The sequence below is a fragment of the Pseudoalteromonas sp. SR44-8 genome (assembly GCF_014163635.1).
GTDB classification, from domain to species: domain Bacteria; phylum Pseudomonadota; class Gammaproteobacteria; order Enterobacterales; family Alteromonadaceae; genus Pseudoalteromonas; species Pseudoalteromonas rhizosphaerae.
This window is the reverse complement of record NZ_JACJDS010000032.1, coordinates 21725-38682: the sequence shown is the minus strand read 5'-3', so window position 1 is coordinate 38682 and position 16958 is coordinate 21725. Positions and strand designations below refer to the sequence as shown.

Sequence of the window (16958 nt, the reverse complement as noted above, 5' to 3'; positions counted from 1 at the left end):
ATATTGGAATGTATGATCTGTAAATTAAAACCATTGAAATATTTTATATTCCAATGGTTTTAGATTAGTTAAATAATGAGGAATATGGCGTAAGGTATTATGATAATTTACTGATAGCCCTATTACGTTATATAGTTAACAACTATTTTTACTTATTAAGGCAGTATGCTTTTTCATTTGTTCATTTGTAAAACATGGTCTAATTAATTGTAAGTCGTCATTTGACATTGAGTAAATAGAATATTTATTGTCGTCAGAACGTAGGCTTATTTTGTAATTTTTGGGATCATAACTTATGTTTGATGAATCTAAAAATTTAAATAAGTTAAGTAACTCAATTGGCGTAAAAGCTGATTGTAGTTTGTAATTTCTAACGGCTCGTTCAATGAATAGTCGTTCGTCACTATTTCTGTCTCTTGCTTTCCAGAGCTTGCGTAACGGAGCTAGCATTTTATCTTCTAAGGCTTTTTTTAGCATACGATTTAGTTCTTTACTACGCGATGACTTATCAATAAGACGATTTCCATCTTCATCAAAAACACCAATTTCTTGAAAGCGTAATATGCAACTAGAGCCAACCCATAGAGAACTTTTTTTAATTTCATTCTGTATTTCAAAATGATAACGTAACTCTGGATGCTCACAGAGTTCACAATCTTCTGTTGCATCTCCGTAGTCTTGTACTTCACCTGTAAAAGTCCATTCTTTCAAAGCTTCTATAAATTCATCAGCTAAACTTAATGGAATAAGGTTTAGTTTTGACTTTTCTAGCCACGGGTTAGTTCTCATATTAAATTCCTTTTAACGCATTAAAAACAAATCATCACCCAACTGCCAATTTCCCCGCTTCATGCCACATTTTACTTGGCATGGGGCTGGTTAATTCCCACGTTATATTCATCGGCTGGCTGCCGTTGTGGCTTTGGTATTTAACCTCACCGTAATTTACAAATCCCATAGTTCGGCCGTTTTCGTCTTTGCCTTGTTCGCGCACAAATAACAGGATGGTTTTGCCTGTTTGCTGGTGCTCAATATAACTTAGGCCGCGGCCGTGTTCTGGGCGGGCGCTGTTTTGCGTTTGCCAATGAAACAGGGTAGGGCTGATTGCGTAGTCGTGATACAGCGTGGTGGGTGAATAAGTTTTTTCGCACTTATTGAGCGTGACGAAAAGCAGCTCTAGGTTTTGGTTTTTAAATTCTAAAACACCTTCGCGGGCGGTCGATTTTTTATCAAACGAGTGCGCCCCAAATGCTGCGAGTATTTGTTGGCGCGTGTAGCGGCTGTGTAATTTGATTGCGTGATTAGGTAAGCACGTTAAATCGCTTTCTTGCTGGTGAATGCGGTTTATTAATAGCGTGATCACTTGGGCAAGTTCCTGTTGTAACTCTTTGTGTTTAAGTGCCTGTAAGCTCTGTTTGAGGGTTTTAAACCCTAAACTTGTGCCTGTGTTATCCCAAAAGTTGTAGTGCGCCATAAGCGCGTACTGTTGATTTTGTGGCGTTGGGGTAAAGCTAAAATCTTTTTTACATAAATCACGTAAAAAGCATAAGTAACTGAGCGAGTCGCAGCCGAGTAATTGGGTGTTTATAGCGCGGTAATACGCGGCGTAAATATCGGCTTGGTCTGCGGGTATTTCATCACCTTTCAGCCAATGCCAGCCACCGAGCTTTTTATCTTTTGGTTTGTATATATCTTCCAGCGTGACTTGCGGGTTTATACGTAAAAAATTACTTAGCGTTAGCGTGTCATTGGTGTGTTGCGAATAGCTACTTATCAGCTGCTGTAAACGGCGTTTAGAATTTATGGCTTGCTGAATATTTTTTAATATTGTTTTTTGCGTGCGCGCTTGTAACTCAATGCGACAACCCAGCGGTAAATGTGGGAAGTTGTTTTCGATTTCAGTTTTTATCGGTTGGTTGCTTTTACCAATCAGCGCGCGGAATTTACTGGCAAAGTCGTATTCTGGGCGGGCATTTCCTACAAAGTCGAGTACGGTGCAGCACTGTTTTTGGCTGTTGTCGGGCAGGCGCAGGCCACGGCCGAGTTGCTGTAAAAACAGCGTTAGGCTTTCAGTTGGGCGTAAAAATAACAGGGTATCGACTTCTGGAATATCGACACCTTCGTTAAAAATATCTACCACACACAGTATTTGTATTTCACCTTGGCGAAGTGCTTGTTGTTTGGCCGCGCGCTCATTGGTGTTTTTGCTGATAAGCACATCGGCGCTTATGCCTGCTAAGTTAAACTTAGAGGCCATAAACTCTGCATGCTTTTGGCTTACGCAAAATGCCAACGCTTTAATAGCGTGAACATTGGTAACTATATCAGCCAAGCTCGATATAATTTTGTTTGCGCGGCTGTTCTCCTCTGTATAAAGGTTACTTAGCTCGCTTATATCGTAACGGCCGCCTCGCCATGTTATTTGGCTTAGGTCGGTATCGTCATCTAATCCAAAATATTGAAACGGGCATAAGTGGCGTTGATTTATTGCCTCTGGCAAGCGAATTTCAGCGGCTATTACGCCGCAAAAATCATCGAGTATATTGGCATCATCTTGTCGTTCTGGTGTGGCGGTTAAGCCAAGTAATATTGTGGGCGTAAAGTGATTTAATATAGCGCGATAACTTACAGCGCTTACGTGATGCACTTCATCTATAACTATGTAATCGTAATAGTCAGAAGTTAAATTAAGCGATTCAATTTGGCTGTTTAATGTTTGGATTGACGCAAATAATTGCTTGTATCGTTGTGGCTTGTAGTTACCCACCCACAGCTCACCAAAGTCGTTATTTTTAAGCACGCCACGGTAAGCGCTTTGCGCTTGTTTTAGTATTTCTTCTCGGTGGGCTACAAACAAAAAGTGTGCGTTTGGGTTTTTATCGTAAACGGTTTTAAAGTCGAACGCTGAGATTATTGTTTTACCAGTTCCCGTTGCTGCAACCACTAAGTTTTTAAAGCGATCATGAACGCTACGTTCAACGCTTAGTTTTTCTAAAATAGCGAGCTGGTGGGTTTTTGGTGTTATATCAAAATAAAACTGGCTGCTTGCTTGGCCAACACCACGTTGCTCGTTAAGTGAATTTATGAGCTTTTCTTTACATTCAACTTTGCCAGTAAATAGCTCGAAATCTGGCGATTGCCAGTAAGTTTCAAAGGTGCTTTTAGTTTTGGCTATAATGTGCGGGATCTCTTGGGCGGTAATTTTTAAGTTCCACTCAAGGCCGCTAGTAAGCGCCGAATGCGACAAATTAGACGAGCCAATATAACCGGTATGAAAACCCGTATTACGCATAAACAAGTATGACTTTGCGTGCAAGCGCTCTTGCTGATTGTTGTAGCTAAGCTTTACCTCAGTGTTTGGTAGGTTTGCTAAAAACTCAACCGCTTTAGCATCCGTTGCACCCATGTATGAGGTGGTAATAACTTTGAGCTTATTGCCGCTTTTGGTAAACGCTTCAAGCTCATTTTTAAATATGCGCAGCCCCGTCCATTTTATAAATGAAACAAGCCAGTAAATAGTGTCGGACGATTTTATCTCGCGTTTTAGCTCGGTTTCGAGCGATATACCCGCATTAGCACCGCTGAATAATTCGCTTTGGGTAAGCCCTGTTAGCGGAAAAATATTGTGAGAGTAATCTTTAAGATTGGCGGCAATGGGGTTTTGGGTATTAAACAGTGCGGTGAGAATACGCCCTTGGCTGTCGATAAGATTTTCATTGATCAGCTCGTCGTCGCGAATATGATCTTTAAGCCAAAGCACAAGGTTGTTTGCGAGGTTAATTTGTTCTTGCAAACGCTCGTTTGAATTAGGGATAGCATCGATTGCATGTTCAACAAGCTTACCTAAAAAGCGCGAAAGCCACGTAGCCGCCTCAGCCGATTCTAGTTGGCGTTCACCGACATAAAATTGATCGCGATTTAAATTTTGCTCAATTACTTGCGTAATTAACTGCTCGTAAATACCAATCTGTTGCATTAAATCGCTCCCTGTTTGCGAGCATTCAGTTTACTAAAAAATGCAATGTAAACAAGCATTAACTCACTATTGAATTAAAGGCTGTAGTTAAGAAAATTCCCCGTGGTCACACCCGAAATTAAATTAATGATGAGTAATAACAGCGCATGGATGCGCGTTAAGCTGTGACTTCGCCATGGACGGCAAATACACAGCATTTACGTTCATATCATTAATTTAAATTGAGGAAGCAGTGTGATCCTCGGGGCGCCGTGGGGTTCCAAGGGGCGTACGGCGTTATGCGCCCCTTGGTTGCCGTCGGCAACGCGACATTATCAATCAAATTTGAAAAGTGCTGTATTTTCACAATCACCACACACTAATGAGTAGAGCTCTTTGCGTTTGCTCACCTTGGTATTAGCGCTGTTACATTGCGGGCAAGACGTTTTCATTGGTGTATTGGTATCGCACTCAGCACATGTAACAAAATAGCCGTAGCGACCTGAGCGAGCTTTTAGCGTGGTTTGATTGTTGCACTGCCTACACTGTAAATTTACGTCATTGGCAACATTTGGTTGCTCTTGAGTTATTGGTGCAATTGAGGTTGGCGCAAGAGTAGGCGTTTCATTTTGATAAATTGGGCTTGGTTCGTTGAGACTTGATGCTATTGCATCAGTTTTTAGCTGTGTGGCAGGAGTAATATTTTGCTCTAAAAGAAACTCACAGATCCTTACTAAGCTTTCTTCACTAAACCATGGGCGAGTATTGGTTGAAAAAAAGTGCAGGGCATTTGGTATTGATGCCGGGAGCTTCATTATGTCTAAAAGTTTATCTGCTATAAACTCTGATTTTACAAGTCGCTCTTCAAGCGTTTTTGGCGTGTTATCTCGATTAATTATGGCATTACTCGATATTGCACAGATGCTATGCCATTCACGGCCACCAAAATTTTGTTGTATTTTACCAAACATCTTTGGCAGGAGTTGAGGAGCATTGTCTCTTACTAAACTTTTTAGTACTGCCAGTTGTAGCTCAACTTGTTTGATTGGTGACGGCATGCCTTGCCATTGCCCTCGGTAGCTGCGACTCCACTCTTGATGTTGGTTTATTGCAACTTCACCAGTAATACTTTTTGATTCAATAAGAATAAACCCGTAGGTGTAAACAATAAGGTGGTCTATCTGTGCGGTTTCACCGTTGTGTTTAAACTTTACATCATTAAACACAAATACTTGAGGGTGGTCTTTAAATGCGCGGCGTAAGTAAAATGCTACGTCGAGCTCTTGTTTTTGGCCTGCTTTTAATTTTGCTGAGTTGGTTGTGACGAGCGTTTTATCTTTTAAAATCATGAGGCATCCTTTCAGTCATGTATTTGTATAGAATAACATTGAAGTACCTAATAAAAATACTGCTCTGATTAATTTGATTTTAAATATTCAGCAAATTTAACACTGAAGATCACAGTATTCCTTTCACGTCAGTAAGCTGCATGCCTACGGCAAAATTACACACTGCTGTGAAGACAGTTCCCCCGTGATCACACCCGAAATTAAATTAATGATGAGTAATAACAGCGCATGGATGCGCGTTAAGCGATGCTTACACAAGGACGTGTTTCATCGCATTTACGTTCATATCATTAATTTAAATTGAGGAAATAGTGTGATCCTCTGGGCGCCGTGGGGTTCCAAGGGGCGTTCGGCGTTATGCGCTCCTTGGTTGCCGTCGCCAACGCGACATAACTAAAAATTTGCAATTAAAAACCAAAGCGCGAGGTAAACTCCCGCCTAAAATTTAAAAGCTGCGCTTTTCGCGTCAGCAAGCTTAACGCCTACGGTAGTAAAAGGAGCTAGGATTTGCTCGTAGCTCGTAGCTCGAAGCCCGTCGCTCGAAGCACTTTTTATCTTCTCTGTGTAGCGCCGCGCCTCGGTGAGCTCGGTGGTAAAATTGGTTTTAAAACAATCACAGGCAAGATAAAGGCGCTAGGTTTTAGGGAAGTGACTAGCCTCTAGGATTAATCCGTAGCCCGTTTTTCAACTTACCAGTTTTACGCTATAAACTAGTCAATTAAAATTTACTTATGGGTTTTAATTTAATTACAAGTATTCATAAGTTAAATGCATTTTACTTATGGTCTTGTTGATTAATTATTTAGTCTAAAAGTAAAGTATCGTTGACTTTTTCTTAAGGTATTCTAGAATTGGTTGTATAAGTAAACTATAGTTGACCATAAATGAGCGATTCCTCCGTCAAAAAAACACTCGGAAGAGTTGTTAAGCGTACTGAAATGCCTGAGCTTTCTAAGCCATTTTCACCCATGCAGCTGGCTAAAGCCATTACTGCAAAGCGAACTGGTATGAAGCTGACATTAGTGGATGTATCACAAGCGCTTGCTATTTCTAAGCCTACGCTAATAAAAATAGAAAAAGGTGATGTAACTGTGCAACTGCATAATGTACTAAAAGTTATGGAGTATTTAGGGTTGTCGTTCAGCCTTGTAAGTGATGATATAGCTCATAGCAATGATGAGGTGAGCGATGAACAGTGGTACTAACACCAATCGTTTAGATGTGTTTATCGGTCAATCGCAAAAGGTGGCTGAGATAACGCTGGCAATAGGCTCTGAAAATGAGATTTCATTTACTTATGAGGCTAAATGGATCAACGAGGGTTTTGCTGTTTCACCACATTTGCCACTCAATGGCGATTTTGACTCTCGTGCAGTACGTAATTATTTGCAAAACTTATTGCCTGAGGGGAAAGGCCTTGAGGAAATAATTAGCAGTACGACTATTTCAAAAAATAACACCTTCGGCTTAATTAAAGTGATTGGCGAGGAGACATCAGGTGCTTTATCGTTTAGAGCAAGTAATTGTGCAGTAAAGCAAACCTCCTTTCGTGAAGTAACTAAAGATGAGTTAAGTCAAAAGTTGAACCGTTTTAAGCAAGCTGGCGAGCCGATTACACTTTGGGATGGGCGAACCAGGCTCTCGGTTGCTGGGGTTCAAGATAAGCTTAACCTACTCGAAATAGATGGAAAACTAGGGTTTGGTGAAGGCCTGTTATGCTCTAATAAAATCTTTAAGTTTGAAACGGGGGCTGCGCCTTTTATTGCCGTAAATGAGTTATTTACTATGCTGCTGGCAAGAGGCGCAGGACTTGATGTGCCTGACGTTGAATTGCGTAGCTATGGTGAAATGCGGGCCTTTGTTATCGATCGTTTTGATAGGCGTGTTGTTAAAGAGCAAAACCGAGTGTTACGTCGTCATGTTATTGATGGGTGCCAAGCGACAAATTTGCCTCCTTCTTACAAATACGAGCGTCAGCACGGTGATCAGGGGGACGGTATTTATATTCGAGATGGTGTTTCTTTTCCTAAGCTCTTCAATATTGAAACAGTGAATCTGCAAGCGTATCAGGCGCAACTTATTCGCTGGATGACATTTAATATTCTAGTGCGTAATTATGATGCTCATGGTAAGAACATTAGTTTTTTTGTTGGCAAAAATGGTTTAGAGCTCACACCGTTTTACGATTTGGTAAACATAGAAGCGATTATTGAACAGGCGGGGATTGATTGTGTAAAAGGTGGTTCAAAGCTAGCTATTTCAAGGCATTATGCAATGTCGCTAGGTGACTATAATTCACAAGGCGCGGGTAATTTTAGTAATGAAATAACGGCTTATATGTTAGCTGATTTTGCTGATGAGTTTGATATTTCTCTTGCGCGTATGCAGCTACTGATGAGTCAAACAATTCAGTCAGTATTAGCTGCAATAACAATGGCTAAAGCGACTGCTATTGCAAATAATTTGTCTAATAGTGAACTAGAACACATCGGCTTATGTATTAACATTATCAATAAAGCAGCTGGCGAACTGAGTGAGCAGGTTGGGCTGTTACCAAGTATGAAAGCGTTTATTTAAGTTTCTTCGGTGTAGTGAAGTGAGGTAGTAAAAGGAGCTATGTTCTAGGATTTGCTCGTAGCTCGTAGCTCGTAGCTCGAAGCCCGTCGCTCGAAGCACTTTTTATCTTCTCTGTGTAGCGCAGCCTCGGTGGTAAAATTGGTTTTAAAACAATCACAGGCAAGATAAAGGCGCTAGGTTCTAGGGAAGTGACGAGGTTCTAGGGGATTGTATTCGTGCGTTGTATTCTTATTTACCCTCATTGTCTTCTCTTTGTGCAAATTGATTGTAAGTGATGTATTCACCACAGAGATTAAGAGGCGCTGCGCTTTAGAGAAAGAATATAAAGACCGCGTCAGCAAGCTTAACGCCTACGGTAGTAAAAGGAGCTAGGTGCTAGGATTTGCTCGTAGCTCGAAGCACTTTTTATCTTCTCTGTGTAGCGCAGCCTCGGTGAGCTCGGTGGTAAAATTGGTTTTAAAACAATCACAGCTAAAGCGGGTTCCTACAGGGAAGTGACTAGGCGCTAGGGTTTGCATCAGCTCGCTGAACGCAGCCCGTTGCGTTGTATTCTTATTTACCCTCATTGTCTTCTCTTTGTGCAAATTGATTGTAAGTGATGTATTCACCACAGAGATTAAGAGGCGCTGCGCTTTAGAGAACGAATATAAAGACCGCGTCAGCAAGCTAACGCCTACGGTAGTAACAGGAGCTAGGTTCTAGGGAAGTGACTAGGGGCTAGGGTTAATTCGTAGCTCGAAGCACTTTTTATCTTCTCTGTGTAGCGAAGCGCCTCAGTGCCCTCGGTGGTAAAAGTGGTTTTAAGATAATCACGGCTAAAGCCAGTTCCTACGACAGTAAAAGGAGCTAGCTAGGGTTAGCCCACAGCCCGTCGCTCGAAGCACTTTTTATCTTCTCTGTGCAGCGCCGCGCCTCGGTGAGCTCGGTGGTAAAATTGTTTTTAAGATAATCACGGCTAAAGCCAGTTCCTACGATTTCAATTCGCAAACTCACACAATGAGGCAATTAAGTTTGTTATTTGCCTCACTGTGTGAGGCGAATAAAGTGTGCACTTTTTTATATATCAAACGCAAAGGTTTGTTTTAATAAAGGTTGTATATTTGTTTTTATCGCAATGGGTTTGCCATCTGCAAAGCGCTTAGGGTTTACCGTAATAAATCCCCAAAACTCTAAAAACCGCTCTATAAAACGGGATCTGATTAAAACACCTAACAAATCTTGTGGATCTTTGTATTGCGTAGCTGGCACTTCATTTAGTAGGGCTGGGAATGCGGTGATGACTTCTTCAGTCAATTGCTCAACCGAACCGTGTATTTGGATTCGCCACACCATAAAGAGCCAAAAAGTGCGTAGATCGCAATTACTGACAAAGCTATCAAAATAGGCCCAATTATAGTGTGTGGTGGCAGCTTCAAGCATAGGTAAGAAGAATGCTTTAACTCCCTGTGATTGATACTGTTTTTGGGCGGTTTTTTTAACATGGAAACGGCCGCTCTTAAGGTAAATAATACCTGCAATATCTGCCAAAATTCGGGTGTAATGTAAGGCGTTAATTTTGTCTTCGTTACTACCTGCAAACTCACTGATACTGACTGGCTTTTCATACTCAGATACGGCAAACTCTGGGAGTAATTCACTTGCTTGCTTGGCTATTTTGGCTGGTAAATTACCTTTGGTTGTTGCTTTAAATGATCCTCCTTGTTGCATCGCTTCATCTAGTATTATCGCTAAGTAACGCATCACAGGACTTGTTGTTAGCTCATTAGGTATACTTATTGTTACCCTTGCCAACTCATTAAATGGTGCTCTTAGCCAATTATCCATTTGATTGGCTGACAGGCCGCAAAAATCATCTAATGAACTATTGTTGATGCCTGAAATTTTATGTTGAGCTATCAGATTCATTTCATCTAGGCTTAAATCAGGGTTAGCCGCAATAGTGTGTGCTATTTCGTCAAATACTTCGCTGTGCTGCTTTGATGCGCTATCCATACAACAACGCTTATATTTTTTACCGCTATTACACGAGCATGGATCGTTTCTGCCTAACTTCATATGAAATAACTCTTAGTTTCGAAACTTTGCGTAATTCTAATCAATTTACTGATGTTGGGTCAAAGTAAGGTTTGCAATGATTTGATATTAGCAAGCTTAAATAGCCGTTTCTACAATTGTAAAAGCGCTAGGATGTTTGCATAAACTCGCTAACTCACACAATGAGGCAATTAAGCAAGCTATTTGCCTCTGCTAAATATTAGAAGCATCCTGACACAGGGGGAGGAGAATAGTTGTCGGAAACTTCTAATTGAAAGTCTTGCTGCTAGCGTAAAAAATGCTACGCTATCCCTAATTTAACGACAGTGATGTATATATGATTAAAAGGATTTTATTGGCTATCTGCGTGATTTCAAGCAATAGCACATTGGCCGCAGAGCAGTATTCGCAATCACGGTGTGATGCTATTAAAGCCGAGCGAGAAAAAGTTCAGGATAGAATGAGGGCAGGGTATAAGGCAGCTGAAGGTGAGCGTTTACGCAGGCGCTCAACTGAGTTGTTTGAAATATTGGGTCGTCACTGCATAAGCCCAACTAATGGGAGGAGCTACAGTTCAGGTTCACGAACTTATACTCGCTCATCTGCGAATGATTTATTAACTAAAAAAGTTCATGATTCAACGGTCTATAGTAAAACATACGACAGTGATAGCAAGCGACTCGCGTGGAGTAGCTTTTACCAATACCCTGAGCGCTGCCGTGCTAAAGAAATGCAACAAACTGACTTTGTTTGGTGCAGTGAAAATCGAGCTGAGCAGCGTGCAAAATTTGAAGCCCAGTGGCAAGCACCAAGCAAAGCAAGCGCGAATGTTAAACAGCCAACGGTTGTTTTATCTCAACAAAATACTACTGCAATAGCCACAATTACACATTCGATGACGCTAACCCCAGTGTCAAAAGCTGATACCCGTTTGAATACAGTTGCTTTGGAAAATGAAGGCTATAACTACAAAGTTTGGCAATTAGTGGCTGTTGGTTGCCTTGCCTTTATGGGAGTTTTTGGCGTTTACCGCTGGTTTAAAGATTAAGTGCAAACAAGTCGCTCTAAGTAAACGCCGAGTTAGGTTAGGCTTATTGTCACGTAAAGCATGATCTAAGGGTTAACTCGTTACTGTAACTTGACTTGGGGAAGATAATCGCCTTGCTCTAACCCTTTAAAGTAAGCTTGGTAACGGCCGTTTTGCTTAAACTGTAATAAGTACTGATTAAAGGTGTTGAGTAGTTTTTCACTTTCGCTGCTATTTTTTGGAAATAGTAAGAAGCTTTTATTAATTAACAGGGGTTTGGGGTGATGGTTAATAACATTAACAAGCTCGGGTAGTTGATGTTTGAGGGTAAAGTAGCCAACACTTTGCTCTTCAGCAAAGGCGTCGATACGCCCTAGTGCTAAACGACGAAAATTTTGCTCGGTATTACCTACCCGGGACATTTCAAAAGAGCCTTCGGCAAGAGCTTTATCAAACTCTGGGCCATAACTATAGCCAAGTCCGCCCCCAAGTAATAGGCCTTTTAAATCTGCAATATTTTGCCAATCAAAATGCTGTTGCTTATGATAAAAAAACACAAAGCGTTCACTGAGCACTGGTTCGCTATATAAGTAAACAGTTGCTCTTTCGTCACTGAACATCCATACCGCAGTAGCGGCATATTTGTTATTTTCGGTATCGTGATATGCACGTGACCAAGGTAAAAATGTAAAGTTAACGGTAATGCCTGCTTCAGCAAATATATCGCGAATTAAATGCGCTACTACACCTTGGTATGGCAGCGATTCACTGAGAAAAGGCGGCCATTCACCTGCGCTAAGTTGAATTGTCGTTGAGTCAATACTTTGCGCTGTCGGTACTGCTTTACTGGCGTTACTTACACACAACAGTAGTAACAGACTAGCGTTGCATATATTACGTAATCGTTTAGCTGTTCGCATTGTGTAATTTAGCATTTATGATCATGGTAAAAAATCTGTATTGGTTATAAATTCTTCATTTATGATACTACAGTAGCGATCACGCAAAAGCGAATTAGTTAATAAACTTGTGTGCGGCTTATATGAGTTGTCTGATGAGTGAAACCTGGTTGTGGTGTGAAGCAAAGCAAACAACCTGACAGTGGCGATTTAATCGCAGAGTTTGGCTGCGCAAATTAATTACCGAGCGGTACAATTTCACCTTGTAAGCAGGGCTGCTCTGCGATTGCTTGCTGAATATTGGTGATCAGCTTATTGGCGGTGGCTGATGGCGTGCGAGTATGCGCCCACATGGCGTAAATAGGGCGAGCGGGTAGCGGTATGTTTTGCGCTACATAAGCAAACTGTTGCTTGGCGTTTAAGCTGGCAATTTCGCTCATCGGCAATAAGCCAGCTCCCACACCCGATTGCACTAGCTGGCGTGCAATGGTTATGTCGTAGCAATAGGTGATATGCTCAAAACAGCTCTTTAATTCGCTGAGCAGCGCTGCTGAAAGTTGTTTATCGGTGTAGGGCAAAATTAGGCGATTTTGCGGTGCCGTTTGTTTTTTAGTAATTACCGCAGTGGCAATTGAGCCGAGCCGCTTTTGATAAAAGCTTGAATCTTGTTGTTCGCCAATTCGTATCGCTAAATTAAAGCGCTGTTGGCTAAGCTGACTGTTTAAGTTATTTGGATAAATATGCAAATTGAGCTGAGCGTGTGATGTTTGAAACGCACTAATTGCGCTCATTAGTGGCCCGGCAATCAGGTTTTGTGGGCATAGTAGATAAAATTCTTCGTTGATACTTTGTTTACTTATTACCTGCTCAACCTGACTCGAAAGTGTTAAAACAGTGTTCGCGAGCGAGTCATAAATATGTTGCCCCGCGCTGGTGAGTAAAATTCCTCTTGCACTGCGCTGTAATAGTGGCGTGCCTAACTTTTGTTCAAATGCTTGGATGCGTCGCGATAAGGTCGATAAATTTAAATTAAGCGCTGTTGCTGTTTGGCTCATACTTTTGCGCCGCGCAACTTCGGTAAATAAATACAGGTCGTCTAGCATGTTATTTTCTCAATCTTAGTTTGCATTTTGGTCACTATTTTAACGACTGCTATCAAAATATAGTAGTAGGGCATAGACGCAACTATGAAAATTCATTTTACATTAATCAAGTTGATATGGCTTTTTATGTTGTTTTTGTTCGGAGTATGGGCAACTTATTTAAATTTAGCTTTAACCCTAACGTTTTATGATTGCCGGTTCAATGCATTGAATGCATTTCTTTGAAAGTAGTGAGATTTTATGATTAATATAGTAGCTAAAATTACCCCAAAGACAGCGTTGTTCGCTGAGTGTAAACGTAAATTACAAGCGATTGTGGCACCCACTTTAGCTGAAGTGGGCTGTATTCGCTTTGAGTTATACACGGGTGATAATCAAACATGCTTATTTTTGGTTGAGCGGTTTATATCGCAACAAGCACTTGATGAGCATTATCAACAAGCTTATACAAAACAGGTTTTTACATTTTATGAGAGTGCATTAGCGAAAGCCGTGGAAATAAATAACTTAGCTGAAATCTAAAAAATAGGCGCTTTATGTTGCTGGGAGTAACGACATAAAGCTCCCATCGCTTATAACATATTTAGTATCTGCTTGGCTTTTATACGAGTTAAGCATGCCGCCATTGGTTGCTTTTTAAATTGCTTAGCTGAAACGGTTTGCTCTTTCCCCATATATTGATTATGCAGGGTTTGCACACTGACTTTACAGGTCACTTGATGATCATTTTCAACATAACGTAATTCGACTCTTTGCGCTTTATTGATTAAGTTTTTGTATGGGTAGCCTTCATCGGTATCAAGTTTTATTGTGGTGTTAGCTTGCGCTTGGTTGCTAAAGCTAATTAATGTAATAACTAATATAATTAAATATTTCATTGTGTTAACTCTTCATTTTGCTTGGTTGGTAATATAAGTATTGCCTGATGTAGAAAAGCTGACAAACGATTAAAAATTGCTTATGCTTTAGTTTTTCTTAATTGTGAATGGCTATGACTCTACCCCCATTAAAAAGTCTCTGGTATTTCAAGCATGCGGCTGAATTGGGTAGCTTTAAGTTGGCTGCGGAACAATTATTTGTTAGCCAAGCAGCTGTGAGCCAACAGATCAGGTTGTTAGAAGCTCATTTAGGATGTCGGTTATTTAAGCGGCAAACTCGATTTGTAGAACTAACACGCCAAGGCAAACAGTTGCTCCCGGCTATCTTGCAAGGGTTTAGTCATTTTCAATCTGGGATTAATTCGTTAAGCCAAGATACAAATCCACATAGTTTAAATTTATCGGTTTTACCTTCGTTTGCCAGTGGTTGGTTATTGCAACATATTAATGATTTTCAACGTCACCATCCTGGCATTCATTTACGTATTGATCCTAGCGATCAACATGCAAATTTTGCCTCTGGTCAGGTTGATTTAGGCATTCGTTTTGGGTTAGGGCAATATCCCGAGTTACACAGTGAGTTGGTCGCTGATGACAGTTTGTTACTGGCTTATAAACCAGGGTTGCTTACCCCACAATTACCTTTAAGGGCGCAATTATTACAACAGCAGTTAATTATGGATGTTTGCCCTGATGCAGAGCGTGGTTGGCAAACATTAGCGGCTGAATTAAACATTAGTACTACAGCAATGCCGGTATTTTTAGAAATCGATAACGCAGCCTTGGTGATCCAAGCGACGTTGGCGGGTCAAGGAATTGCGTTAGTGAGGCGACGTTTAATTGAGTCCCATATCAAATTCGGGCAGTTAGAAGTTTACCCAAATTTTGAATATAACTGCCACTATAAATATTATTTAGTGGGCCCTAAGGAGCATTTTAATTGGCCAAAGGTAATCGCTTTTCAAGCTTGGTTATTATCTAGATTTCAGCAAGATGATGACGCACTTAAACAATGTTTAAAGTAACATAGCGTTGAGATTGACTAACTTTCTAACTTTCTAACTTTCTAACTTCATAACTTTCTTTAACTGGCTATCTAACACATTTAAATTAAAAGGTTTTACAATAAAGCCTGACACTTTCGCGGCAATAATTTCTTTGATTGCTGTGGAGCTGTCTTCGCAGGTGATCATTAACACCGGGATTTCGGCTAACTCTTGGTCATCACGAATACGATTGAGTAAAGTTTTGCCATCCATTTTTGGCATATGCAAGTCGGTGATAACTAAATCATAGCCTTGGTTTTGTAATAAACTTAATGCTTGTATTCCATCAGTCGCTTCAACAATATCGTGATAATTTAGTTTTCTTAACATATTTATTAATACATGGCGCATCAAAGGCATATCGTCAACGACGAGGATTTTCATAAAGTTTAATTGTCCATCATATGCAAATTACCTTAAGGTTAGTTAACAAAGTCTTACTCTGCCACAAAACACTGGGCAACTAGCTGACTAAGTCGCGCTATTTTTATATTGCTAAGTTGGCGGTAATCAAAGTATGGACACACAATCAACTTGTTTACTTTATCGATAGCAAATTCTTCATCTAACCACTGTAATTGGCACTGTAAGTGTCCTTGCTGCAGCAGCGCTTTAGCATAGGTGCGTCCGGCAATAATATGCAAGGTATTATTGTTATTTAAAACCGGAGGGCTAAAAAGTAAGGCAGTTTGACTATTAAGCTGCAGCAGTTGTTCATCACGATAGTGTTGCCAAGTCGGGGCGAGTTTGGCGAATTGGTAATACTCGCTAGGCAGTGCAAATAACACTTTAGCATATACATTAAATACTTTACGCCAGCCATTACCACAGGCTTGGTTGATGCTGGCAATTTGTCCATCCACACATGAAGTCACTGTACTTAGGTTGGTGTACTGTGGCATCGGTGGTACATTCGCTACATACACAGCGACTGTAAAAGCTGGGTCACCAAAGCCTATATTACTTGCAGCCTTACTCATTTATTTTTAGCTAGAATGCGGTCTAGATTATTAGCAAAGTTTTGACGATCACTTTGGCTAAGCGGTGGCGGTCCGCCGTTCATTTCAACGCCACTTGAACGCATAGTATCCATAAAATCGCGCACATTTAGTAACGAGCGAATATTTTCACTGGTATACAGTTCGCCGCGAGGATTTAGCGCTTGGCCGCCATTATCGATTACTTCGGATGCTAGCGGAATATCACCGGTGATCACTAAATCATTGGCTGCAATACGTTTGACTATTTCGTCATCAGCCACATCAAACCCTGATGAGACCTGCAACCGGCTAATGTATTTTGAAGGCGGAATACGCATTGCATGATTAGCGACTAAAATTGTTTCAGTTTGCGTACGCTCTGCGGCACGAAACAAAATTTCTTTGATCACCACTGGACAGGCGTCAGCATCAACCCATATCTTCATTGTTAACTTCTAATAGTTAGTAAAAAAATGATCCTAACCTAAGGCTTTTAGAACAACTAGTATTAAGTGAACTTTTTATGCTTTACTGCGTTGGTGGCCTAATTAACTATCAAGGAATCAACGATGAAAAATCAATTATTTATCACTCTTACTCTGTTCGTCAGTAGTTTACTGCTTGGCTGTACTGGCATGCCCGATAAGGTTGCACCAGTGAGTCCTTTTTCCATCGAACAGTACCAAGGTAAGTGGTATGAAATAGCCCGATTAGATCACTCTTTTGAGCGGGGTTTAGATAATATAACAGCGGATTATACAATTAACGATGATGGCTCTGTAACTGTGCTAAACCGTGGTTTTAATAGCGAGGAAAACAAATGGAGTGAGGCTCAAGGTACTGCGAAATTTGTTGATAGCAATGATGTTGGTCATTTAAAAGTATCGTTTTTTGGTCCTTTTTACAGCTCTTATATTGTATTTAAGTTAGACCAACAAAATTACCAATATGCGTACGTATCTGGCTACAATAACGATTATTTGTGGCTATTATCGCGTACCCCCACAGTGAGTGAGCAACGCTTAGCTGACTTTAAAGTGCTTGCGCAGCAAAAAGGTTTTGATACTGACAACCTGATTATGGTTAAACAGAACAGTACCCCATGACTGT

16 protein-coding genes are annotated in these 16958 nt (G+C 40.7%); 6 read left to right on the top strand and 10 right to left on the bottom strand.

Features of this window, described 5'->3' with window-relative positions:
• Positions 1-135 precede the first annotated feature (135 nt).
• From H5183_RS15745 to H5183_RS15735, 3 genes are all read right to left on the bottom strand, one after another.
• Positions 136-789 (bottom strand): hypothetical protein, encoded by a 654-nt coding sequence (locus H5183_RS15745; protein WP_182732143.1) that lies wholly within the window; start codon positions 787-789, stop codon positions 136-138.
• Positions 790-823: 34 nt separating this feature from the next.
• Positions 824-3976 (bottom strand): DUF3427 domain-containing protein, encoded by a 3153-nt coding sequence (locus H5183_RS15740; RefSeq protein ID WP_182732142.1) that lies wholly within the window; start codon positions 3974-3976, stop codon positions 824-826.
• Positions 3977-4290: 314 nt separating this feature from the next.
• Entirely contained in the window at positions 4291-5304 is a 1014-nt protein-coding gene (locus H5183_RS15735) for a nuclease-related domain-containing protein (protein ID WP_182732141.1), read from the bottom strand.
• Between the two features lie 884 nt (positions 5305-6188).
• Here H5183_RS15735 and H5183_RS15730 point away from each other — a divergent pair.
• Both H5183_RS15730 and H5183_RS15725 read left to right on the top strand, forming a co-directional pair.
• The gene (locus H5183_RS15730; RefSeq protein WP_145242858.1) at positions 6189-6509 is read left to right on the top strand and encodes a helix-turn-helix domain-containing protein; all 321 of its coding nucleotides are present in this window, start codon (positions 6189-6191) and stop codon (positions 6507-6509) included.
• A complete protein-coding gene (locus H5183_RS15725; protein WP_182732140.1) occupies positions 6493-7881 on the top strand; it encodes a HipA domain-containing protein in 1389 nt (462 codons plus the stop codon). The genes H5183_RS15730 and H5183_RS15725 overlap by 17 nt, the downstream gene beginning before the upstream one ends.
• Positions 7882-8937: 1056 nt before the next feature.
• On the opposite strand, the gene H5183_RS15720 is transcribed toward H5183_RS15725, so the two are convergent.
• Positions 8938-9936, bottom strand: coding sequence for a YecA family protein (locus H5183_RS15720; RefSeq protein WP_182732139.1), 999 nt, complete (start codon positions 9934-9936; stop codon positions 8938-8940).
• 316 nt (positions 9937-10252) lie between these two features.
• On the opposite strand from H5183_RS15720, the gene H5183_RS15715 reads away from it, so the two are divergent.
• Complete coding sequence (locus tag H5183_RS15715; protein WP_182732138.1) at positions 10253-10963, top strand: hypothetical protein; 711 nt, start codon at positions 10253-10255, stop codon at positions 10961-10963.
• A gap of 80 nt (positions 10964-11043) precedes the next feature.
• Here H5183_RS15715 and H5183_RS15710 read toward each other — a convergent pair whose 3' ends face one another.
• Entirely contained in the window at positions 11044-11877 is an 834-nt protein-coding gene (locus tag H5183_RS15710; protein ID WP_259397351.1) for an ABC transporter substrate-binding protein, read from the bottom strand.
• A gap of 200 nt (positions 11878-12077) precedes the next feature.
• Positions 12078-12944, bottom strand: coding sequence for a LysR family transcriptional regulator (locus tag H5183_RS15705; RefSeq protein WP_182732137.1), 867 nt, complete (start codon positions 12942-12944; stop codon positions 12078-12080).
• 240 nt (positions 12945-13184) lie between these two features.
• Between H5183_RS15705 and H5183_RS15700 the strand changes: the two genes are divergently transcribed.
• Entirely contained in the window at positions 13185-13466 is a 282-nt protein-coding gene (locus H5183_RS15700) for a putative quinol monooxygenase (protein WP_149981974.1), read from the top strand.
• A 50-nt stretch (positions 13467-13516) separates the two neighbouring features.
• Here the strand turns inward: H5183_RS15700 and H5183_RS15695 are convergent, their stop codons facing one another.
• Entirely contained in the window at positions 13517-13822 is a 306-nt protein-coding gene (locus tag H5183_RS15695) for a hypothetical protein (protein WP_145239882.1), read from the bottom strand.
• Positions 13823-13935: 113 nt separating this feature from the next.
• Between H5183_RS15695 and H5183_RS15690 the strand changes: the two genes are divergently transcribed.
• Complete coding sequence (locus H5183_RS15690; RefSeq protein ID WP_182732136.1) at positions 13936-14847, top strand: LysR substrate-binding domain-containing protein; 912 nt, start codon at positions 13936-13938, stop codon at positions 14845-14847.
• Positions 14848-14880: 33 nt separating this feature from the next.
• Here the strand turns inward: H5183_RS15690 and H5183_RS15685 are convergent, their stop codons facing one another.
• The 3 genes from H5183_RS15685 to H5183_RS15675 are packed head-to-tail and all read right to left on the bottom strand — an operon-like array spanning position 14881 to position 16294.
• Positions 14881-15252, bottom strand: a complete 372-nt coding sequence (locus tag H5183_RS15685) for a response regulator (RefSeq protein ID WP_145239878.1) — start codon at positions 15250-15252, stop codon at positions 14881-14883.
• A 53-nt stretch (positions 15253-15305) separates the two neighbouring features.
• On the bottom strand, positions 15306-15848 hold the full coding sequence (locus H5183_RS15680; protein WP_182732135.1) for a DUF6942 family protein: 543 nt from the start codon (positions 15846-15848) through the stop codon (positions 15306-15308).
• Positions 15845-16294, bottom strand: coding sequence for a YaiI/YqxD family protein (locus tag H5183_RS15675; protein WP_145239874.1), 450 nt, complete (start codon positions 16292-16294; stop codon positions 15845-15847). The genes H5183_RS15680 and H5183_RS15675 overlap by 4 nt, the downstream gene beginning before the upstream one ends.
• A 123-nt stretch (positions 16295-16417) precedes the next feature.
• Here H5183_RS15675 and H5183_RS15670 point away from each other — a divergent pair, with 123 nt between their 5' ends.
• Complete coding sequence (locus H5183_RS15670) at positions 16418-16954, top strand: lipocalin family protein (protein ID WP_149981969.1); 537 nt, start codon at positions 16418-16420, stop codon at positions 16952-16954.
• Positions 16955-16958: the final 4 nt, after the last annotated feature.